Genomic DNA, 22,410 nt, shown 5'->3' on the forward strand with positions numbered 1-22,410 from the left:
AAGCTCTTATTGTTGCACCGATTTTGATTAATAGAGTAATAGTAATAATGCTTCCTATAAAAGCTAACAACCAATTGTAGCGAAAACCTATTTGATCTGCGATATAACCACTTACCAAAGGAATAGTGAATCCAAACAGGGATCCAGCAGCAGAAATAGCTGAAATATAAGATGCTCTTCTCTCACTTGGAATAAAATCATGAACCCATACTGAACTAGCACTCATATCTATGCCAAATCCCAATTCGATTAAACAGGCTCCTATGTAGAAAGCAACAATTGAAGTGTGAGAAGCGATTGTAATAGAACCTATTGCAATTAAACCTTGCCCCATTATTGATACTTTCACACCTTCAAAACGCTTTAGAAGTATGCCTGCTAAACTATTTCCCATGGCTAAAACTACAAGAAAAATGGCCATTGTGAAACCTAAGTATGCAGTAGGCAATTTAAGCTCTTTGACCATATATAATTGCCATATCATTACAATGGTCTGGAAAGCAATTCTTCCTGTCATAGAGTAAATCAAAATTAATCTCATCGTGGTACTTTTAAAAACATCAATTGTGTTTCGAACAAGGGCTTTCCTAAATGAAATTGCCCTATCTCCGTAATTTTCATTTAAAATGAAAATAAGAATGATGGATGTCCGAAGTGCCATTATACCAGCAACATATAAGGGAAAATCTGGACGACCAATTGCAAGAACAGAGGACCACAGTTGGCCCACAGGACATTTGGATATCTGAGGGGCGTGTAATAAAATAAATATATATTCTTAAAAGAGGGGATTTTTGTGAAGTCTTACCCCCCAGAGTTAAAAGCTAACGTTGTTAAAGAGCATGTCGAAAAAGGTGTTTCTCTTTCTTATCTTTTTGAAGAGTTCAACGTGAAACCTAGAACTTATTATTACAAGACGAGGCTCTTCCTGGATACCAGTTCTTTGTCAAAGAAAAAGCATTCTAATTCTAAAACTCGAGGTTTTTGCTATACTGAGAATGGTGATAAGGTTCCTGATGAGTTTGTAATTGCTGAACTAATAAAAATCAAGGAACATAACAATATGTATGTCTCAAAGCATTATTTGAATACTCTTGGTTCTACTAAGCTGTGTGCGTATTTTAGGAAAAACTTTAGTATAATAATCAATCATAAAAAGATGAGACGTTTGAAACACGAAATCGGTTTGGTTGGAAAATATCCAAACCATTCACCACATCCAAGAAGAGGTCCTCAAAAACATATTGCAACAGCTCCTAACCAGTTTTGGGAAATGGATATCAAATACTTCAAAACTAAAGATGGTTATGTACAGGTGTTCAGTATAATTGATACTTTTGATAGACAAATCGTTGGTTCTTACATCGGTCCATCATGTAAATCAAAGGATATAGTTAAAACAATCTTTGAAGCTCTTAGGCACAGAGGAATATCAGGAAAAGGCTTGATTATTAGATCAGATAACGGTACTCAGTTCACTTCTTTGTTAACAGAAAATTTTTTGAGAAATGTTGGTATAATCCATGAGTTTGGATAACCACATAATCCAGATGGTCAAGCCTTTATCGAATCTTTTCATTCAAGTGTCCAAAGAGAGTTTGTGCTTTTGAATACCTTTACCAATATAAGTGATTTCACTATGAAATACAAAGTGTATTTGGATTTTTACCTTAACATTAGACCTCATGGTTTTTTGAACTACTTGACACCAAATGAGTTCCATGTTTCATACAAAGAAAATATAATAGAAATTAAGGAAATCAAAGAAAAACTTACCATTTTTGAGTAAAATCGAGATACTCCTCTCTAATTTCAATATTCGGGGCTCCGTCCAGATACGAAGAAGCAGTTTGTTTGAACGTTGAAGCATTTAAGATTTTAAAAACTATTCCACATCCTTCTGGTATGGTACAAGCTTTAAACAATATATCGGACACAGTACATTCAACCAAGTACCTTGAGAAACATAATAGATGCTCTTGAGTTTGAAATAGATACATCCACACCTATATGTATAATCAAAGAATTGAAAAAGAAGGATATAGATAAGAAGTTTGAGATAAACCTTGAAAAGTTTAAACACCTTACAAAAGAAAGACAAGTATCAGAACTCTTTATATCTTACCTCGTTCATCACTACAAAGAAGAGATTGATCTAAAAAAGATAATTAAAGAGATACAAGATGACAGTTTAATCGAAGAAAGATGTGATTACTACACTAAAGAGTTAATAAACTCAATCTTTGAAAGAAATCCAAAGATAGATTTTGATTCTTTACTAACAAACGTTCAAAAACCAAAAATCTACACAAACAAAAATATAACCTTCAACGAACATCCATTTTATTTGGGAAGGAAAGAAGTTGTAAAAAGGTTTGTGAAAGACTTGAATAAAAAGAATTTAAAAGAGTTTATAGAAAATTACCTGGGTCTTGATACAAGACAAAAAAAGATATTAGAAAAGTTCATAATGAATTACGGTAGGTACTATGATTTAAAAGATATACCCAAAGAAATCCTACCGAAAGTACCAAAAGAGATTAATCCATTCGTGAAAAAATACACGTTGAAAAGAAAGCCTTCTGCTATTTCTTTTTATGTTTTTGAAGGGGAAGAAAGAGAAGAGTTTGCAGAAATTATCGACAATTTTTAATTGAAAAACGCCCATATTGGGCGCCTTTTCAAAATCATTTCAATAACTCTTTTAGTTCTTCTATGGTTATTTCTAACAAGTTATCCCCTATGTAATCTATCGTTTTTTCGCCTGCTTTTCTTATCTTATCTTTTATTTCTTCAGTTAATTGGTTACCAAATCTTTTGCTTAAATTTTTTATAATGAATTCTATAAATCTTTTTCTTTCTCCTTCTCTTTTGCCTTTTTCCACACCTTCTTCAAATAATGAGGCTTCTATCCTTGTCATTCGTATCCCCTCTTTCAATTTGTTTACATACCCTTCCCTTTTTATTCCATCGTACTTTATCATAAATACTTGTTGTACTTTGTATTTATTTAAACCCATGTCCAATCCATTTTCTGCACTTTCGTATTTTCCTGAATATATTACCACCGTGTTTATCTTTCTTCGTTTTTGTCTGATACGTTTATTACAGGTAGTTCTGTTGGTTTTACTGAGATTATCTTTGGTAAGTTCAGTTCATAATATTCGAGGGTTTCGTTTTTGAATAGTACTGACATCTTTTTGAAGATAATGTCTTGATTGTCGCAGGTTATGTTGGTGTCTTTCATCAGCTTTCCCTTTTGGTTACACGATAATTTGTTGAACTATCTAAATATACCATTTTTGAAATAGCCAGTTTTTATTTGAAATTTTGATTAATAATTTATATATTTTGAATGAATCTATTACTTTTTTGAATGAGTGGGGGGAAGGTAAAGATCAAATCTTCTTTTAGAGGAGTTATTGAGCAAAGTTTCCCCTATTTCTTAGGGACGAGCTGCTGAATCAAGGGGAAAAGATTTCTTTAGCTGTTAGACGCAGGAGTTCGAGAGTAATGCTTTTTCCATTCCTTTTGGGTGGGCTGCGGGGCGAAGGGGTGCTAAAAACAGCATCAGAAATGCTGACAAAAAGAAAAATTCATAATATTAAACATCATATTAATATACTGACGAGTAATATACTGACCAGTATATTACTGGTCGGTATATTAGGAATTTGCAATATAATGGTCTATATTCAAATCTATTATATCGAATGCGTTTTTTATTTTGTTAGACCAGTTTAGATTTATGGGGTGTTCTATTCTTGTGGATATCACTGTTTCCAAGTTGAGCGTGTTGGCTAAGTCGTAGTGTTTTTTTAAGTTGGTTAATCCACCAACTTTGGTGATGTCTAAGACGATCCCTGTAGCAATATTTGATACTCTGATTATATCTTCAGGTTGCTCGATTGATTCATCCCAAAAAATTGGGTAAGGTATGTGTAGGTTGCCTAAAGTATTTTCTTTATACTTCGGTGTTGGCTGTTCTAAAGCTAATATTTCAGAGTGTTTCAGAAGTTTTAGGATGTGTCTAATTTCGTGTTGGGAAAATAATCCTTTGAGGTCGATCCAAAGTTTTTTACTTTTAAAAAGTTTCATGGTTTTTTCAAGTTCTGAGAGAGATGGCTTTTCTAAGAACTCTATCTTTATAATCTCCCCATCATTTTGAATTTCAGGGAGTAGATTAAAGATATTGATGCCTTTTTTCCAAAAAATTCTAAAGAGAGATTCTTGTGAGATACTTTTTTTATTGGGGAAAAGTAATTTTGTAGGGTCATAATTGTACTTGCTTGTTAGGTAATCAAAAATCGCTAAAAAAACAGCGGTTTTTGAAGAGTTGTCTCTTTTTATCTTTTCATTGATTTTTTCTTCAATGTTGGGTATGTTTTCAATATCATCTTCCATTTCAAATAGATCTCTAATCATTTCCAATATAGCCATGGTAGTTTTAAACGTTTCACCAAAATAATAATTTGGAGTTGCCGCTCCAACCCCTTGAATACCTTGTTTGTCTATGAATTTAAACATAGCATGCTCTTGCCATTCTATATTTAAATTTTTTAGGATAGTTCTTTCTTGCCAGTAATATACGTCTCTTTTTCTTTCTTTCATAAATTTTTAGCCTTCTTAGTAAATGTTTTGCATGAGTATAAACCAAAATGAAGAAACTAATACTGCATAGGTAGGTGATAAGATTAGCTCTTTTATATTTTTTTCTTTCACAAAGACCAATTTGTACGCCACCCCAGCACCTACTGCTATAATAGACCAAAGGTAGTTTTGAGCCATTACAAAAATGAATATCGCTAACCTTTCTGATGCACCAATTGTATCCTTTTTTTCTTTTTCAAATATGTTGAAAGTTCTGAATAAGAAGCTTCCAAAAGCAGTTGTTACGATCATTCCTACAATATAAAATTGAAAAACATTAGATAAGAAAGAATCTTGGAAAAAGTTTCTGAACAGGTATGACCAAAGAAAAAAGATACCCAAAAATATAATTTCAAAGTAGATGTTGGTGTTTTTGTTTCTTATTCTTAATAAGTCTATACCTATGTGAAGAAGGACGGAGAGTGAAACTATTAGAAGCATCCATCCCGTTAACATATCAAAGTTGAAAGCCAAAAAGACTAATAAGACCCAGATGAGATGTTTATAATAATCGGACTTATCCAAAAATTTATCAGAATAAACATTGGAAAAAGCAAAATCAGATACAAAATGACTTAAAAAGAGAGTTATTGAAAACATAGTTTACCTCCATTAAAATTCTCATATAGTGCTTTAGCTGCCCTTTGCCTTGTAACCCACCCATAGTGTCTGTATTCCGATATTATTCCCAATAGTTTTTTTCGACGACTTTTAATCGTGAGAAGTCTCCCTTTTTTCTTCCTACTTTTGCGCAAGGTTTACCATCGACTTCTACTATATCTGCTGTGAAGTCAATTTTTTGTTTAAGCAAGGAAGATCCCACACCATAAAGGTCTACAGGCACTTCTAGGGTTTCAAATAGGTCTATTTTTTCTTGGTTAAATCCCCCTGAGACCATTATTTTTAAAGCGTTCATTCCTAATTCATCGAATCTTCTTCTTGCCCTCCAGACCATCTCCGGGTTAACCCCTAAAGACGATTTGTCTTTGGGAATAACAGATTTATCTCTTAAGGATCCAGATGTGTCAAATCTAACAGCCCAGATTTTGTCTTTTCCTTCACCAACTATCTTGGACAAATCCCCTCTATCAATATTGGGTTTTTCACCGTATATGTGTTCGTAAAACTCTTTTGCTACTTTGATGGTGGTTCCAATAACATCGTTGTCCCAATCTACTAACACCATTCTATTTACATGCCCATCTATATGTTTGTTGAAAGCAATGGATGCTGCTGACGTGTTTCCATTATACGCCGCAATTAAAGCATGAGGGATGGTCCCAAGAGATTCAGCTCCCCAATAATCAGCATTTGCGTCCGTTGATACTCCAAAGGCCCCAGCTTTCAAAGCTGCATAGCCATCAGTTGTTTGAACCCAAAAATGGTCGAATCTTGCACTAAAAAATAGAATCGGCTTTCCTCTGGCAGCGGCTACAACTTTCTTTACAGCGGTTGCTGTGCTGGTAGCCCTTGCCATCACCCCTAACAGAAGCGTTTCCAAATGTCCAAAAAAGGCAGGATTGCCTTTGATTACGAACACAGGCTCCATCTTCTTTGCTTCGTCTCCATCATTCAAAGCAAGTACTTCTATCTCATTCCATTTATCAACCCATAAACTGTTTAGTGTCATTCTAAGGTCCCATTTTTTATTTGTACAATTTAGAAGGTCTTCTTTGTCCATTCGTGTAGAGGCGTCTTGTATCGACCTTTCTATAGCTAATATTTCATCAAAAATCTCTTTAGCCTTTTCTTCATCTTTGTAGTAACCTGTTCCATAGGTTAAAAGAGCTAGGGCTTCATCTATTCCAACTACTACACAATCTGACCTTGGAAAAAATTGATATGTTACTTCTACTTTTTTCTTGTCTTTTTTTAGGACTTCTACATACCTTGTGAAATACTTGTCGGTGTAGTACCCCATTCTTATTTTGTCTATGGGTACCTTGAAGAGCTTTGGATGTAATCTTTTATTAGCATCATTTAAATCCATTTTCCCACCTTCTGATAAATTTTTTATCCGTCTTGTGACGTTTTTTAAAAGTAGATTGTTAGTTTTGTAAAATGATTTTTAGAATTTTTTATGTAAGCTATGCTTAATCTTTATTTGCGCCCCTTCGCCCCGCAGCCCGCCCATAAGGAAAAAGGAGCTTTACCCTTCACCCAGTTTCTCATCTTTCTAAATCTAGTAGATATTTTTTCCACTTGATACTTGGACTAAACTTTCCTATACTACCGTCGCTTTTTATTACCCTATGGCATGGGATAATAATGGGCAGGGGGTTGTTTTTCATAAGATTTCCCACCGCTCTGTACGATTTTGGATTTCCTGCCTTCGATGCCAATTCTTGGTAGGTAATCACGCTTCCCTTTTTTGTGTTGTACAACGTTTCATAGACCTTTTTTGCAAAAGCTGTTTCACCTGGGAAGTCGAATATTTCTTTTGGGATTTTTTGGAGATCTCCATATAGATATGCATATATTATATCAAAATGTTTCTTTGTTTTCGAGTTGTAATAATTCTCATTTTTATTAGCGCCCCTTCGCCCCGCAGCCCACCCGTCTAAGGAAGGAAAATCTTTATTCTTTTGTCTTGCAGCCGACCCGTTTAAGGAAGGAAAATCTTTATTCTTTTGTCTGGCGGACCACCCGTCTAAGGAAGGAAAATCTTTATTCTTTTGTCTTGCAGCCCACCCTTCTTTTTGAAAGGTTAGCCTTATCTTAGTTATTTTGTCATTTTTGACATAGATTATCACACTACCGATAGGAGTTCCTATTACGGCTTTCATCTTTCCAACTCCTTGAAATCAACGGGAACTATGTACGTAGTTCCTTCCCTCATGGTTATTCCGTAAAAAAGCTCGGCAATTTCCATCACTATTTTATTGTGGGTTATTATCAAAAATTGAGACTTTTTAGAGTTCTCTAATATTAAGTCTGATATTTTGGCAGCGTTTAGGTCATCCAAAGGGGCATCGATTTCATCTAGTATATAAAAAGGACTCGGGTTTAGATTCATGAGTGAGAAGAGAAAAGCTATAGCTATGAGAGCTTTTTCTCCTCCTGAAAAGAGAGAGAGCTTTTGAAAGTTCATCCCAGATTTTTTTACAGATATTTGGATCCCTTTTTCAAACTCTTTGCCTTCACCAATTAATCTGAGTTCACCGTATCCATTTGGAAAAAGTTTTGAGATAAAGAAAGAGAATTCTTTGTTCAGATTGTTAAAAAAAGTATCGAATTGTCGTTGAGCTTCTTCGTCTAGATTTTTTATGCTTTGTTTTAGAGAATTTATTGATTTCATTATATCTTCTTTATTTTTCAGATTTTCTTGGTATTCTTTTTCCACTTCTTCGTATTCGTCTAAAACAGTTAAATCGACAGAACCAAGCTTTTTTAATGAACTTTCCAATTCTTTTTGTTTGTTCCCTAAGGCTTCTATGTCTTTTTCGGATAATTCTTTTAACTCGAACTCTTCTTCATTAATTTCTAAGTTTTGGGCTTTTTCTTTGAGAAATTGCATGTTGTGGATCGCTTCTTTTATTTCAAATTCAATCTCTTGATTTTTTTGTTTTATTGTATTTACTTCATTTTTTAATTGGTCTATACGGTTTTCATAATTTTCCAGGTTTTTAGCTTTGTTGTGTTTGCCTGTTCTACTTTGTTTCATCATTTCAAATAATTTTGAAATTTCGTTGTTGAGAGAGTCCTTTTCTTTGCTGAGTTCGTTTATTGCGGTTTTTATTTTATTGTTTTTTTCTTTTAAGGTATCAAAAAGTGTTTTTGCTTTTTGTTGCTTAATCTTTAGTTCTTTTAATTCATTTTCAATTTCTAACTTTTGATTTTTGTAGTATTCATATTTTTCTTTTATGCTTTTTAGTTCCATTTCTTGGCCTATAAGCTCTTTTTCTATTTGATTGAGTTGTACCCTTTTGTCTTTAAGGATTTCTTCGATCTTGCGTATTTTTTTGGTTGTTTGGGTGGTAATTTGATGGTTACTTTCAATCTCCGTTTTTAGTGAGGAGATCTCTTGATCAAGTGTTTTGTTTTTTTCTTCATAGTTGGCTAATTTTTCGTTGTAGAGAGCTATATTTTCCTGCAAATTTTTAATTTCTTCCTTGATTTTTTTGTAGTCAAGGTCATGTGCGTTCTTTGTTAATGTTGTTTGTCTTAACTCGTCTTTTATAGATTCCAACTCTTCTTTTTGGAGGTTAAGTTTTTCTTTTATTTTATTGTATTGGGTTTGTTTGTTCGAAAGGTCGGTTCTGATTTTTTTTAGCTTTTCTTCGATTTCTGAGACCTCTCTTTTTCTTTTAAGAACGGTAGAAGAATGATCGTATTTAGATTTTCCACCGGTTATGGCACCAGAAGAATAGACCAATTCGCCACCGAGAGTAACTATATTTCCAGGATACTTCATTTTCGATATTTTTATAGCTGTTTCGATATTATCAACTAATAATGCGTTAGAGAAAACGTATTCCATAACTTTTTGGTATTCTTTCTGGTAGTTTATTAAATTAATTACAAAATCTATTGTTCCAGGTTCGTTAAGGTACTTTTGTTGTAATAGAACTTTGGTTCTTAGCAGATCAAGTGGAAGAAGGGTGATTTTACCATTATTGCCTTTTTTTACCAGGTCTAAATATTCTTTTGCCTTTGATGAGTTTTTTATTACTATGTTCTGTATTCTTGAACTGGCTATTGTTGAGACCGCTTCTTCATACCTTTCTTCTGTGTTAATTAAATTAGCAACGACATCCACCACATTGTCGTCATCTTTGAAAGCTTTGAAAAATTCTTTTATCGTTGTTGAGAATCCTTCGTATTCGTTGATCTGTCTGTTTAAAGATTGATATGTGTAAGAAAGGTTCTTTTCTTGTTGTTGAAGAGTGTCGATTTCTGATAAAAGTGTATTGTAAGAGTTTTCTGTTTGTTTTAACTCGTCGGATTTCTTTTTTAACCTTTGTTCTAATTGGATTTCGGTTCCTTTTGAATGAGATAGTAGGTCTTCTATTTCTTTCATTTTCTGAGAGTTATTTTCTAATTTTGTTTTCAGGGTATTTATTTGATCTTTTAGCAAGGTAATTCTTTCTTGGTTACTGCCATATGTTGTCTGAAGGTTTTTTAACTCTGTTTCTTTTCTTTCTTTTTCTTGGAATAACTTGGATAATTCGGATTCTAAATTTTTGATCGTTTCTTCTTGTTTTTCTATTTCCTGTATAATACGATTCTTTTTTTCGTCTATGAGGTTGGTTTTGTTTTGTGTTTTTTCTTCTATTTCTCTAAAATCGCTTTCGTTTTTAGAGAGTTCTTTTAACTGTTGTTCCAGTTTGTTTAATTTTTCTTCTAAAGAGTTTAATTCCCATTCTTTGCTTATTATTGAAGAGTTGTTCTCATTCAGTTCTTCTGTTAATTGGTTTGTTTCATTTTCTATCGTTTGAACCCTTTGCCTGTAGTTTTCTACCATGTCTCCGTTGATTGATAGTTGTTTGTCAGTATCTTCTATTTCGCTTTTTAAATTTCTGTAGCCGCGTTCTACTTCAAAAAGCTCTGATAGCAGAGATTTCATTCTTTGAGAATTGTCTTGTATTTCTTTTTGATGTTTTTCTATCTTTTTTAGAAAAGATATTTTGGAAGCACCAAAATACATCTTTCCTATCCTTTTTATTTCCTTACGATATTCAAGGTATTTTCGTGCCCTCCCAGCCCTAATGGATAAAGATTTTAATCTTTTATCTACGACGAATAGTAAATCGTTTATTCTGTCTAAATTTTCGGTTGTTTTATTCAATAGATTAACCGATATTTCTTTTTTTTCTAAGTATTTGGAAATGTTTGAAGCATCCAATACGATATCTCTAATATTTTCGGGTGAGGAGTTAACTATTTCTCCAATTTGACCTTGCCCAATGATCGAGTAAAAGCTTTTCCCTGTTCCTTTGTTGAAAATATTTTGCACTTCTTTAAGTGTGGCAACTTTGTTGTTTATATAATACCTGTTTGAGGAATCTTTCTCCAATATTTTTGAGATCTTAATTTTTTCATTGTCGTCGTTTTGTACCACCAACGAAACTTTAGCGTAGTTGGAAGAATCATGTCCGTTGCTTGCTATGTGTAATATATCGTTTTTTTCGGATATTCTCATCTGTTTTTGAGACTGCTCTCCTAATAACCATCTAATCGCGTCTACAATATTGGATTTACCGGCTCCGTTTGGACCAATTATCGCGATAATATTTTTATCTAAATTAAAATATGTTCTTCTACCAAAACTTTTAAATCCCTCTATTTCCAGGGATAAGAGTTTCAATTTTAACTCCCCCCAGCATTTTCAAGGCTTTTAATCTTTTCTTCAATAGTTTTAGTGACCTCTTCAACACTTTTACCTTGTTTTAATGCTCTATACATGATACCTATTATTCTCATATCCAGGTATGCGTACCATTTTGGAGATCCTTTTTTTAAACTTTGGTTCCTTAAGAGGTAGCTTGGATGAAAAGTTGGAAAGATTTTAATATTTCCATACCAATCGAAGAAACGTCCACGTGATTGAGTTATCTTAGATTCACCGGTAAAGTAATTCAAAGGTGTGTTGCCAAGAGTTACTATTATTTTTGGTTTGATAACGATTATTTGCCCATCAAGATAAGATTGACAACTTTTAACCTCTTCTTGTGTAGGGACCCTGTTTTGAGGAGGCCGACACTTCACGATGTTTGTGATGAAAACATCTTTTCTTTCCAATTTCGCATATTCTTTGAGCATCTTTTCTAAAAGTTGCCCTGCTCTTCCAACGAAGGGTTCTCCCAAGGCGTCTTCGTCTGCTCCAGGACCTTCACCTACAAACATTATTGGTGAGTCAACATTTCCGGAACCAGGAACAGCGTTAGATCTTGTAAGATTCAAAGGGCACTTTTCACATATCTCTATTCTTTTGGCGATCATTTCTATATTCTTCTGTTTTTCCTCGTCGCCGTATAAGATCATCCATATTCCTCCTCACATTAATCCAAATTCAAACCCATCATCACCATAAGAGATATTTTTATCAGGTATATAATTGATAAAAAAAGATATTCTGAACGAGGTTAAATCAAATTGAGGTAGTAAGGAAAACTTTGACTGTATGTTCAAGGTCCAGCATACAATCTTTTTTTGTATTTCAAACTCGGTGAAATTTAAGTTTTGATCTTCTATATCATAATTAAAGTTAATTTTTGCGAATTCACTTTTATCTCTGTTGTTTATGCGGAACCCTGTTTTTAGATAATCAGAAATACGGTAGGTTGTATTGACTCCAAAAGAGTAATTTGAGTTTTTTTCTAAGAAATTAATGTCTAAGTCGTATAGAGTGTACTCTTCCTTCATGTCAAAATCCCCGTAAATCTTGTTACCATCATGATAAATAAGAAAATATGTCAAAAGTTCTGGAACCATTTTGGCAAAAGTTTTTTCATTAATATATAAGTTATAATCCAATTGCAGCCGATTTCTATTGTACCTCAAATTTTCTCTGTTTTCAATATAATCAATCTTATTCTCTTCTTGATGGTGATAATCAAATTCACTTCTATGTGTTAAAGGGCCAATGACGTTGGTTAGTTTGACGCTTGTGGTATCTGGCTGTACCGTATTAAGATCAGTAATATCAAATTCTGTTTTTGTTTGCAAGGTATTTTTAGTGTTTAATAAATTTATGTTGGTTTGAGTTTGAAGATCTAGTTTTTGCAAATCGGGGAAATTTTCAGTATTTGTTAGATCAAAGCTTCTACTTAACCTTGCGGAATTCGTAAAATTTTTTTCAAATATAGAGAAAGAATATCCTACATAATCGTTGTAATTCAATTCGTCCGTGGCAGAGGGAGTGAGAGAGTTTTCTAAGACTTTGACGTATTCTAAGGAGTGACCAATTTGAAAAACACCTAAATTAATATCTATTCCAGGTTTTAAAGAGTAATTAAAAAGCAATTTTCCAGAAGAGTAGGTTTCACCAGGTATAAAGTCGTTATAATAGTTGAAACGAATCGTATCTTCCATGTTGAATTTTAAATCAAAATTATTTTTATCAATCTCATAAAGGGTATCTTTGTAGGAGAAAGTGTTTTTCGTTGTTAATCTATTTTTTGTGGTTTCGGTTGCGACGATGGTATAAGCGTAATCAAAGTTACCGTACATTTTGGCAAATGTTTCATAGAAGTTGTACTTTCCTGATATGTCTATTTTATTTTCTTTCGTTTTCCATATCTCGGGCATTGAAAGATCGAATATGTCTCCATATGAATGAGAGTTGAACTTAAGTTTTGATAGAGAGATCAAAGATCTCCCATATTTCTTTTGAAACGCTTGAGATTCAACGTTTAAAAATAGAATATCATCAAATCCTGTTGGATTCCAATAAATGTGTGATCTTATATTTTTAAGATCTCCCAAATTAGTTTTTAGTTTTGGAATATTTAAAGATAAAGATTTTTCTTCAGTTACTGGTTCAACTTTAAACTCTAATTTGGCAATTTCACTGGCTTTGTTATCTTCAAAAAATTGGTACATAATTCCTAAGTTGTTATCGTATGTATTTGGGGAATTCAGACCCGTAAAGAGATACAAGCTTCCATATAAAAAAGGGACACCGTATTTTAGGGTCACTTCTTTATCTGTTTCTTGTGTGGCTAGATCGTTGGCTGTGTTGTAAGATAAATGAACCTTCGATCCATTTTCAAACTTGTAATTAATTTCTGTTAGTAGTGAAAATTCGTTATTATCGTATCCAAAGGTGAGCGACATAGGTTCTTCTTCATTTTCTGATAAACTTTGAAAATAGAAAGGTAGGTATAGAACAGGGACTCCAAAAAAACTGAGCACAACGTCTCGGGCTATCAAAAAATATCCTGGGAAAATGTCGACCTTTCGAGCTGAAAAATAATAAGTAATACAATCCTCACACGTTGTTAATTTCGTCTGATTTGTTTCTATAGTATTCGCGTGCATTGGTTTTTGCATACTTTGAGACCATATGCGTACGTCTACTTCTTTCTCTGCCTTATACTTTTGTATGGTATAGGAATTTAAGAAGACTGCTGAATCTTCTTTGAAGTTTACGGTTATTTCTGAGGCTTGTATAGAAATATCTTCGTATAGATAAGTGATATTTCCATAAAAAGTCGCTGCTTTAATCGTTCCATCTTCATTTAATTCACCTTGAGCAGAATCTGCTTTTATCGTAGAACCTTCATACTCTACAAAGACGTTACCTTCTAAAAATAATAAATCATCTTTTAAATAAAAATCTTCACTAGTTATATTTACGGGTGCAGAAAAAAAGGAAGAACCAATAAAAATAAACAATATTATAGAAAAAACCCTTTTCAAGGGCTCGAGAAGTTTATAAGATACTCTTGAATCCAACATTAAGAAAAGAAAAGCACCAATAATACCAAATATTATGTTGGGAATCCAAACGGATATCGTTGGATTTATTATATGCGCTTTTCCCAAAGCTGACAACCAAGCACCAGAGCCTTGATAAATTATGACTAGGACAAACGTTGTAATTACACTCCAAGATTTACTTGTTAGGTTTAAAAACAGGGATAAGGCTGTTCCTAAAATACAAATTACAAAGGGAGCCAACGAGTTAGCAAATTTTGACTGATAGGAAACTATTAGACCGGAGACATCCAAACCAAGCTTGGAAAAAGTAGTTATTTTTTCTTTTAGTTCTTTTGAGGTCATTTCGTTGGCGCTTTTAGAGAAGTTCAGGAATTCTTCAACATCTTCTTGGATATCTAGTTCCAATTGATCAAAAGTGATATCTAAGTCGAGGAATCCATCTTTGTTGGTTCTAAACATCCTTCCATTTTTCATGTACCAACCGTTGGAACCTTTTTGAGCTTGCTGAGCATTGAAAACGGCAGTGTAATCTTTTTTAACCTCGTATAAGAGCACATCGTATAAAACTCCACTTTCTCTATCTATTTGTTTTACAAAGAGGTATCGTCCATCGCCTACATCGACAAATTGGTTTTCTTCGATCTGTGCTTCAGGTCTTTGATAAACGTACCGAGCTATCGCTTCTTTTGCCTTGTAGTTTGATTGTGGTACGATGGTGTCAAAGAGTGCAAAGGTAAAAAAAGATAACAATAAAGAAATTGTCATAAAAGGTATAATTAATTTCTTCATTGGTATTCCCAGCGTTTGTAGAGCGATTATTTCGTTTGCAGAGGAGAGTTTTGAAATAACCCAAAATATACCAAACAGCACTCCCACAGGAATTCCCATGGAGATAAAATACGGTAGATGATACCAAATCAATATCAGTAGTTTTGAAAATCCTACATTGTTTCTAACAATTATTTCTGATAGTTGATAAAGCAACTCCAAGCTAACAAAGACTATAAAAGCGATTAAGCCCATAAAAAATGGAGGTATGAATTCTATCGAAATGTATTTCAAGAGTTTCTTCATTGGTTTTCTTCTCCCAAGAAATAGAAGAGTTCTAAACCGTTATTTCTACATTTGTAAAATTCCCCTGTTAACGTCCAAATAATATTTTCAGAGATGTTTGTGATGAAATCAGAAAAGTCAGCTAAATTGTTTAGTACTTCTATATGAAGTGAAGCGGATTTAATCGATTCTTTGGATTTGTACAAATATGATTTGTAAGCATCGATAAGCCCCTTTACTTCTTCGTTGAGAATACAACTTTTTCTCGCTTTCTCAAAAAAACTTTCTTTTACTTGATCTGTCATTAATTTGGTTGCTTTGATATTGATCAAATCCGATAACGAGGATAAAACATTTGAAAGATTCTCTTTGGTTAGTTCCAGGCTATCTTCAAAATTTGAAGCGTTTACAGCAGAAGGGGTTTTGAGTATTTCAATTATTAATTTTGCATTTTTTTCGCATATATCACCCATGTTTTCAAATATTTGAACTAATTTCGAGCTCATGAAACAAGCTTTTAAGTAAATCCCTGTGTAATTACCAGTGGACAATAAAATAACGCTTTCATAATTTAAACTTGCTTCGATGAAATCTAATCTGTCGTCTTGATTTATTATTTCTTTTGCTAATTTATCGTTTCTTTCTAGATAAGCATCCCCAAATTTATAGTACATTTCTTGAACTATTCTGCCCATTCTCAAAACATTATTTAAATATCGTGTTAATCGATTCAAACTGATGCTGTTGATTTGGCTAACATTCTCTTTTTTGAACAAATTATTTGCCTCCTAAAATCATTCAAACCTTCTGCCAAACCCTAATTTTTTATCTAAGACATTGAGATAATTGTTTCCGTTTCTTTGGGCTAGTTTTATCGTCATCTCACTGGAAGTTACAAATATTGACATTCCTGGTTCCATTCTATGAATGATATCTCCATCACCGGTTACATATGCAAAGCCTTTGCTCATGTTTTTCAAAATGATCTCTATCTTCTGTGTTGGAGGAGCAATGAAAGGCCTAATGTTGAGGGCGTGAGCAGCTAACGGGATGAGTTGAATGACGTTTAGTTCAGGGTGAATGATAGGACCTCCGGCAGATAAGGCGTATGCAGTGGATCCAGTGGGTGTTGATACAATTAATCCGTCACCAGCGAATGAGAATAAAGTGTGTCTCTCAATTTTTACATCAACATTCATAGTGCCTAGTGGTTGGCTTTTTAATAAGACGATATCGTTTAGAACAACGACTTTTTTGGTACCTACATGACATTCTAAAAGGTGCCGAAATGAAAAAGAAATGTTTTCTTTTTGTATATCTTCGATCAATTCTTTTATCTCAGAACTGGAATAAGAACTCAAAAACCCTAAATTCCCCGTATTAACAGCTATTACCGGCTTTGAAAATATTGCGGCAATTTCAGCTATTTTCAAAACCGTCCCATCGCCCCCAAAAATCACGAAAAAATCGGCTGCTTGGGCTTGTTTTTCCTCTACAGTAGAGCCCGCCGCAGCGTAACCCAGAACCTCTATATTGCTTTCATTGAAAGGTTTTAATATGTTTTCTTCAAGGGTATCTTTAGAAAGCTTAAGTGGATTGTAAAAGATAAAGATTTTCATAAAAAATCACACTCCAAGCCTGTAAGCTAAGTCCAATAAAGATTGTACTAAAAACCTGTCTAAAAACATTAATATAAGAAAAGCAATCATTGGAGATAGATCGATATTGCCTATAACTGTGGGTATAAACCTTCTTATAGGATTCAAAATTATGTTGGCAACAGAATCAACAAAACCTCGAAATCTGTTGTATTGGAAGGGCATTATAAAACTTAATAAAGCAGATACAATTATACAAAATTCAAAAAATACTATTACTATTCTTAATATACTTGCTAGCGCTATTAAAAGGTTTGCTATTACAAACATTTTTTTCCTCCCTGTAAGAAGTCCGTTCATTTAAAGATAACGGTTACCAAAGATTTTTGTTCCTATTCTTAAAAGAGTGGCTCCTTCTTCTATGGCCATTTTGTAATCGTTAGTCATCCCCATAGATAATTCCTTTATTGAAGTGTATTTTTTATTTAGGTTGTCTCTAAGTTCTCTTAAGCTTCGAAAGACATTTCTAATAACATGTGTGTTGTCAGTGTAAGGAGCCATCGTCATTAGACCGATTATTTTTATATTTTTAAAAGATGTTGCCTCTTGCAAAAATGCATCTACTTCGTTTGGAATGAGTCCGGCTTTGGAATTTTCACCAGATATGTTAATTTCTAAAAGTACTTTTTGTGTTTTATTTATTTCTTCAGCTCTTTTTTGAATTTCTTCTATTTCTTTCATTCTCCAAACTGAATGTATGTATTCCGCGATAGGAACAATGTATTTTATTTTGTTGGTTTGTATCCTGCCTATGAAATGCCATACAATGGCAAGGTTTTTTAGATCTTCATATTTTTCTCTTAAGTCCTGAGCTCGATTTTCTCCAAAATCTCTGTGCCCTTTCTCGTACAATATTTCTATGGCGTCACTTGGAAAATTCTTTGATACAGCAACTAATTTTATAGAGTTCATATCTCTACCTGATTTTTCAACAATTTTTTGTATCTCATTTAACAAGGTTTGATAATTTTCTATTAGAAAATTATTCATTAAACTCCCCCCATAAACTGATATTTTGATTGGAAGGTTTTTGGGTGTAATTCAATTTTTTATAAGCTTTTTCAGTTGCTACCCTACCACGTGGGGTTCTGATAATGAAACCTGCTTGTAGTAGAAACGGTTCATAGACCTCGCTGATTGAATCAGGCTCTATCCCAATCGATGAAGCTAGGGCATTTATACCTACCGGCCCACCTTCATAGTTTTCTATTATTGTTTTAAGAATTTTTCGATCCATTTTATCTAAGCCATCTTCATCCATTTCTAATAATTTCATAGTATTGTCTACATCTTCGGTTTCTATGATGTTTTTTCCCGAAACTTGAACAAAATCTCTAACCCTTCTCAACAATCTGTTGGCGATCCTGGGAGTTCCCCGGGACCTTTGGGCTAAAATATGGGATGCATCTTCTTTTATTTTTATATTGAGTATCTCTGCACTTCTTTTTATGATTAAGTTGAGGTCTTTTGGAGAGTAGAAATCAACTTCCAAAATTATGCCAAACCTACTTCTCAATGGTGGAGCGATGAGGCCTAATCTCGTAGTAGCTCCCACCAACGTGAAAGGTTGTAGGTCAATCCTTATAGAACGTGCAGAAGGACCTTTCCCTATAACAATGTCAAGTTGAAAATCCTCCATGGCTGAGTATAAGATTTCTTCCACGGTTCTATTCAATCTGTGGATCTCGTCTATGAATAGTACGTCGCCATTTTCTAGGTTGGTTAAAATGGCAGCGAGGTCTCCTGCTTTTTCGATTACAGGGCCGCTTGTAATTTGCAAATTAGCTCCTAGCTCGTTTGAAATCACATAAGCTAAGGTTGTTTTACCTAAACCAGGCGGACCTGCTAAAACTACATGGTCCATCGCTTCTTTTCTTATTTTAGCAGCTTCTATCGCGACTTTTAGCTTTTTTTTTATGTTGTCCTGGCCGATAAATTCATTCAAGTAATTTGGCCTTAATTTCTTTGTTCCTGTATCCTCTCCAATAAAAGAGGGATCCAATAACCTCTTTGGATTTGTATTTTCTTTTTCGATCATTTTAAAAACTCCTTAGAATCTTATGGGTAAACTCTGTAAAGTGTTCGTGCAAAAGGTATAGCTTCCCTTATGTGTTCTAATCCACATATCCAAGCTACGGTTCTTTCAACGCCTAAGCCGAAACCACTGTGTGGAACGCTACCAAACTTTCGTAAATCTATGTACCATTGGTATTGATCTAAAGGTAGATTGAATTCTTTTAATCTGTCTATTAAGATAGATTCTTCCCATATTCTTTCAGAACCCCCTATTATTTCACCATAACCCTCGGGGGCAAGTAAGTCATCACAGAGTACAACGTCAGGATTGGTTTCATCAGGTTGCATATAGAAAGCTTTAGCTTTCCTAGGATATTTCTCCACAAAGAGAGGTTTTTCAAACTGGGAAGCAAGTGCACTTTCTTCATCTGCTCCGAAATCTTCTCCCCATTCTATTTCAAAACCTTTTTTCTTCAGGAAATCAATCGCTTGTGTGTATGTCATTCTTTCAAAAGGAGGTTGAATTTTTTGTAGTTTATTTGTATCCCTACCAATTTCTTTTAGATCATCCGAAGCATTTTCTAATACTCTTTGCATTATGAAAGAAACTAAGTTTTCTTGTAATTTGATATTGTCTTCATGTTTATAAAAAGCTACTTCGGCTTCATTCATCCAAAATTCGATTAAATGTCTTCTTGTTTTTGATTTTTCGGACCTAAAGGTAGGACCAAGGTTGTACACCTTGCCAAAAGACATCGCCGCAGCTTCTAAGTAAAGTTGACCAGTTTGTGCTAGATACACCTCTCCATAATCGAAATAGTCTAATTTGAATGTGTTACCGGCAGATTCTCCTATAGAACCGGTAAATATGGGGGTGTCTATCAAAGTAAAATCATTTTGATTATAAAAATCCCTAATTGCCTTTAAAATTTCGTTTCTAATTTTTAAGATATGAAACTGTCTTCTCGATCTGATCCATAGATGCCTGTTTTCCATTAAAAAGTCTATGCCATGTTCTTTTTTAGAAATAGGGTAGTCTTCAATGGGTTCTTGTATTTTTTTGAAAGAAGTTATGTGTAATTCAACGTTTTCAGGAGATCTTTCGTCTTTTTTTATGGTTCCTTGTAATATTATGCTACTTTCCATCTTTATTTTTCTGATATTTTCAAAGGTTTCATCATCAAAATTTTTCTTTTCAGCTATTCCTTGAATAAAACCTGTTCCATCCCTTAACTGTAAGAAAGCTATTTTACCGCTGCTTCTTTTGTTCCATACCCATCCCCGAAATTCTACTGTTTGATCGATGTGTTTTTTGAAGTCTTTTATATATACCCATTTTGGAATCATGCTGTCACCTCCGTGCGTTAAGGGGGTCCCCCCTTAAAAACCACAAATTCAAGTTCAAAATCTTTTAAAAACATAGTTTGCACAAAGCAGCAAACTTAAAAAATCTTTTTGCACAAGGCTACAAAAGGCTTCGCCCCTTAAGAACCTGTTTTAGCGCCCCTTTGCCCCGCTGCCCGCCCATAAGGATAAAAAGGGTAAACCCCATAATGTTCTGTTTTAGCGCCCTTTCACCCTGCTCCCCACCCATAAAGAAGGTGAAATCAGGGCTTTGCCGCGCTCGTTTATTTTTCTTTTAGTTTTGAATACTCTCTGGCAGCTTCTGTAAAAAAGGTATCCAATTCTTCGTTAACAATGAAAGCAACTTTTTCTGGTGGGAGGTACATTTCTGATACTTCACCTTTGTTTACTACTATTATTTTTCCTTCAGTTAAGGATGGCAACATTGCTGCTGGTATAACCACAAGAGAGGATCCTAAAACTAAGACAAGATCAGAATTTTTCATCAATATTTTAGATTCTGTTAGGTATTTTACAGGTTCTCCAAAGAATACTATATCTGGTTTTATTACGCCACCACAGTTATCACATTTTGGTACTATTTCGTTGTTCATCTTTTCTATTATTTCTTCTTGAGAATACTCTCTATTACATTTTGTGCAGTAATTTTTCCAGCATCCTCCATGGATTTCATAAACTTTTTCTGAACCTGCTTTTTGGTGTAAAGAATCGATGTTTTGAGTTACTATCCCTTTCAATTTTCCTTCCTTTTCAAGTTGAATTAAAAATTTGTGGGTAAAGGTTGGTTCTGCTTTAGTTATGTACTCTAAAAATTTTTTGTGAAACTTATAAAACAAAGAAGGATCACGATAGAAATAATCCAAATCGAAAATCCTTTCGGGATTTTTTATATTTGACTTTGTATAGATCCCGTTTGGGCCTCTAAAATCGGGGATACCTGCGTTAGTAGACATCCCCGCACCACTTAAGACCGCAATGGAATTTGACTTATAAATTAATTCTGCACATTTTTTCGCAACTTCAGACACTTTTCCAACCTTTCAGAAATTTCAAAAGTTCTTGGGCGGCTATTAAAGGACCTTCGTCTTCATAGCCTTCTACACCAAGTTGTGTGCGGAGTATTCCAACTTTTACGTTGCTTTTTACTAGCGTTTCCATGTATCTTCTAGCAATTTTTTCATGTTTTTCTCTTCTTTGGATTGCACCGAAAGGATTTGCAAAGTAACTGTAGGTTAAACCTTTTTCTGCAGTTGTACCTTTTGCCATCCTCGCACCTTTGGAGAATACATCTAATGCCTTATCTACGTCATCAAAAAATTCAATCGGTGGTTTGTTTTCGTCAATTTTTTCATAGTTGTTGGCGTAAAAGAAATAATCAATTTTAGTAGGTTTAATAATGTCTTCATAATTGGAGTAGGGTACAATAACTCTGGCGTTGGTTATGTTTGGATTCATAAAGATACTTCTATCCATAGCGGAGTATGCATAACCCGGTTGTAAGTCGTCGAGTCTGACGAATGCTCCGGTTTCTGTCCCGTATGCAACTACTGTTCCATCTTCTAAAATATCTAATGATCCCATGTCGTCTATCACTATATTTACTTCAGATACTTGTTTTCTGATTCTATTTAAGGCGTCTAATGTTTCAGATTTCCCAGCTCCACTATCTCCCATAATCATTACGTTGAAACTTTTTCCATCTCTTAACTTTATTTCCGCTAATGCCCCATGGACTGGCAGCCTTTCTTCGTCTATAACTATTAAGTTGTGAATTGTCAATATCATTTTCTTCATATAACCAAAGTAATCTATAGAAGGATCATCTCCAACAAGTCCTACGTAAGTTCCATCATCTTCTTTATAGATGATACCATTGTAATCGTCTTCATCTTCAAAAAAACTTTTATTCATACCGAAGATGTATATACCATCAGGTCTTCTGTATTCTAAACTTTCAAAATCTGCAAACTCGAACAGATTTGCTAAACCTGTTGCCATTGCAAGGTATTCTTTGTAAACAGCAACAAATATTAATTTATTGTTAACATATATAGGGAACACCAGCCAGTCTTGAGGATTATCTAAATGAATTTTATTTAATATAGGCCGATCAACAACTTTGAAAATTCCTCTTCTTTTATTTGAGTTTGTATAAAAGATAACGGGTGGTTCCAGTACTACACTCCAAACATATTCCATGTTATATAAAAAATCAGCATTGGCTATTTTAGCTTCTGGTTTAGGTTTAGGACGATCAACTATAAATCCTGCTTGAACTCCACCG

The 22,410-nt window shown here is 33.9% G+C and carries 21 protein-coding genes and 1 pseudogene; 3 read left to right on the forward strand and 19 right to left on the reverse strand.

Annotation, left to right across the window (positions count from 1 at the left end; all coding sequences use genetic code 11):
* On the reverse strand, nucleotides 1–661 hold a 661-nt coding region (locus tag AD60_RS07000; protein ID WP_233186845.1), incomplete at its 3' end, for an MFS transporter.
* Nucleotides 662–796: 135 nt separating this feature from the next.
* On the opposite strand from AD60_RS07000, the gene AD60_RS07005 reads away from it, so the two are divergent.
* The gene (locus AD60_RS07005) at nucleotides 797–1,537 is read left to right on the forward strand and encodes a DDE-type integrase/transposase/recombinase (protein WP_103927528.1); all 741 of its coding nucleotides are present in this window, start codon (nucleotides 797–799) and stop codon (nucleotides 1,535–1,537) included.
* A 12-nt stretch (nucleotides 1,538–1,549) separates the two neighbouring features.
* A pseudogene (locus AD60_RS10725) lies at nucleotides 1,550–1,789 on the forward strand (integrase core domain-containing protein); the annotation flags it as partial.
* On the opposite strand, the gene AD60_RS10460 reads toward AD60_RS10725, so the two are convergent.
* Nucleotides 1,773–1,937: a hypothetical protein gene (locus AD60_RS10460; RefSeq protein WP_233186846.1), complete on the reverse strand. Its 165-nt coding sequence runs from the start codon at nucleotides 1,935–1,937 to the stop codon at nucleotides 1,773–1,775. The pseudogene AD60_RS10725 and the gene AD60_RS10460 overlap by 17 nt on opposite strands.
* A 20-nt stretch (nucleotides 1,938–1,957) precedes the next feature.
* On the opposite strand from AD60_RS10460, the gene AD60_RS07015 reads away from it, so the two are divergent.
* Nucleotides 1,958–2,653 (forward strand): hypothetical protein, encoded by a 696-nt coding sequence (locus AD60_RS07015; protein ID WP_233186847.1) that lies wholly within the window; start codon nucleotides 1,958–1,960, stop codon nucleotides 2,651–2,653.
* A gap of 34 nt (nucleotides 2,654–2,687) precedes the next feature.
* On the opposite strand, the gene AD60_RS10465 is transcribed toward AD60_RS07015, so the two are convergent.
* From AD60_RS10465 to AD60_RS07095, 17 genes are all read right to left on the reverse strand, one after another.
* Nucleotides 2,688–3,068, reverse strand: a complete 381-nt coding sequence (locus tag AD60_RS10465; RefSeq protein WP_233186848.1) for a hypothetical protein — start codon at nucleotides 3,066–3,068, stop codon at nucleotides 2,688–2,690.
* A 5-nt stretch (nucleotides 3,069–3,073) separates the two neighbouring features.
* Complete coding sequence (locus tag AD60_RS10205; protein ID WP_158248404.1) at nucleotides 3,074–3,247, reverse strand: hypothetical protein; 174 nt, start codon at nucleotides 3,245–3,247, stop codon at nucleotides 3,074–3,076.
* Nucleotides 3,248–3,666: 419 nt separating this feature from the next.
* A complete protein-coding gene (locus AD60_RS07025) occupies nucleotides 3,667–4,611 on the reverse strand; it encodes an enolase C-terminal domain-like protein (protein WP_103877019.1) in 945 nt (314 codons plus the stop codon).
* A gap of 15 nt (nucleotides 4,612–4,626) precedes the next feature.
* Nucleotides 4,627–5,250, reverse strand: coding sequence for a hypothetical protein (locus AD60_RS07030; RefSeq protein ID WP_103877020.1), 624 nt, complete (start codon nucleotides 5,248–5,250; stop codon nucleotides 4,627–4,629).
* Between the two features lie 82 nt (nucleotides 5,251–5,332).
* Nucleotides 5,333–6,640 (reverse strand): nicotinate phosphoribosyltransferase, encoded by a 1,308-nt coding sequence (locus AD60_RS07035; protein ID WP_103877021.1) that lies wholly within the window; start codon nucleotides 6,638–6,640, stop codon nucleotides 5,333–5,335.
* Nucleotides 6,641–6,818: 178 nt separating this feature from the next.
* A complete protein-coding gene (locus tag AD60_RS07040; RefSeq protein WP_103927530.1) occupies nucleotides 6,819–7,436 on the reverse strand; it encodes a methylated-DNA--[protein]-cysteine S-methyltransferase in 618 nt (205 codons plus the stop codon).
* On the reverse strand, nucleotides 7,433–10,957 hold the full coding sequence (smc, locus tag AD60_RS07045; protein WP_103927531.1) for a chromosome segregation protein SMC: 3,525 nt from the start codon (nucleotides 10,955–10,957) through the stop codon (nucleotides 7,433–7,435). Before smc ends, AD60_RS07040 begins: the two co-directional genes overlap by 4 nt.
* A 2-nt stretch (nucleotides 10,958–10,959) precedes the next feature.
* Nucleotides 10,960–11,634, reverse strand: coding sequence for a uracil-DNA glycosylase (locus tag AD60_RS07050; protein WP_103877024.1), 675 nt, complete (start codon nucleotides 11,632–11,634; stop codon nucleotides 10,960–10,962).
* Nucleotides 11,635–11,646: 12 nt separating this feature from the next.
* Complete coding sequence (locus AD60_RS07055) at nucleotides 11,647–15,108, reverse strand: LptF/LptG family permease (RefSeq protein WP_103877025.1); 3,462 nt, start codon at nucleotides 15,106–15,108, stop codon at nucleotides 11,647–11,649.
* Entirely contained in the window at nucleotides 15,105–15,863 is a 759-nt protein-coding gene (locus tag AD60_RS07060; RefSeq protein ID WP_103877026.1) for a PhoU domain-containing protein, read from the reverse strand. The genes AD60_RS07055 and AD60_RS07060 overlap by 4 nt, the downstream gene beginning before the upstream one ends.
* 18 nt (nucleotides 15,864–15,881) lie before the next feature.
* Nucleotides 15,882–16,706, reverse strand: a complete 825-nt coding sequence (locus tag AD60_RS07065; protein WP_103877027.1) for an NAD(+)/NADH kinase — start codon at nucleotides 16,704–16,706, stop codon at nucleotides 15,882–15,884.
* Nucleotides 16,707–16,712: 6 nt separating this feature from the next.
* The gene (locus AD60_RS07070) at nucleotides 16,713–17,015 is read right to left on the reverse strand and encodes a YggT family protein (RefSeq protein WP_103877028.1); all 303 of its coding nucleotides are present in this window, start codon (nucleotides 17,013–17,015) and stop codon (nucleotides 16,713–16,715) included.
* Between the two features lie 30 nt (nucleotides 17,016–17,045).
* Nucleotides 17,046–17,735 carry a YggS family pyridoxal phosphate-dependent enzyme gene (locus tag AD60_RS07075; protein WP_103877029.1) on the reverse strand — a complete coding sequence of 230 codons (690 nt, stop codon included), beginning with the start codon at nucleotides 17,733–17,735 and terminating at the stop codon, nucleotides 17,046–17,048.
* A complete protein-coding gene (gene ruvB / locus AD60_RS07080; RefSeq protein ID WP_103877030.1) occupies nucleotides 17,728–18,783 on the reverse strand; it encodes a Holliday junction branch migration DNA helicase RuvB in 1,056 nt (351 codons plus the stop codon). Before ruvB ends, AD60_RS07075 begins: the two co-directional genes overlap by 8 nt.
* Before the next feature lie 20 nt (nucleotides 18,784–18,803).
* Nucleotides 18,804–20,108: an asparagine--tRNA ligase gene (gene asnS, locus AD60_RS07085; protein ID WP_103877031.1), complete on the reverse strand. Its 1,305-nt coding sequence runs from the start codon at nucleotides 20,106–20,108 to the stop codon at nucleotides 18,804–18,806.
* Between the two features lie 281 nt (nucleotides 20,109–20,389).
* On the reverse strand, nucleotides 20,390–21,154 hold the full coding sequence (locus AD60_RS07090) for a Sir2 family NAD-dependent protein deacetylase (RefSeq protein WP_103877032.1): 765 nt from the start codon (nucleotides 21,152–21,154) through the stop codon (nucleotides 20,390–20,392).
* The coding region (locus AD60_RS07095; protein ID WP_199177868.1) for an ATPase at nucleotides 21,147–22,410 on the reverse strand (1,264 nt) is incomplete at its 5' end. The genes AD60_RS07095 and AD60_RS07090, both read right to left, overlap by 8 nt.

This window comes from Petrotoga sp. SL27, from assembly GCF_002924605.1.
In the GTDB taxonomy this organism is placed as follows: Bacteria; Thermotogota; Thermotogae; order Petrotogales; family Petrotogaceae; genus Petrotoga; species Petrotoga sibirica.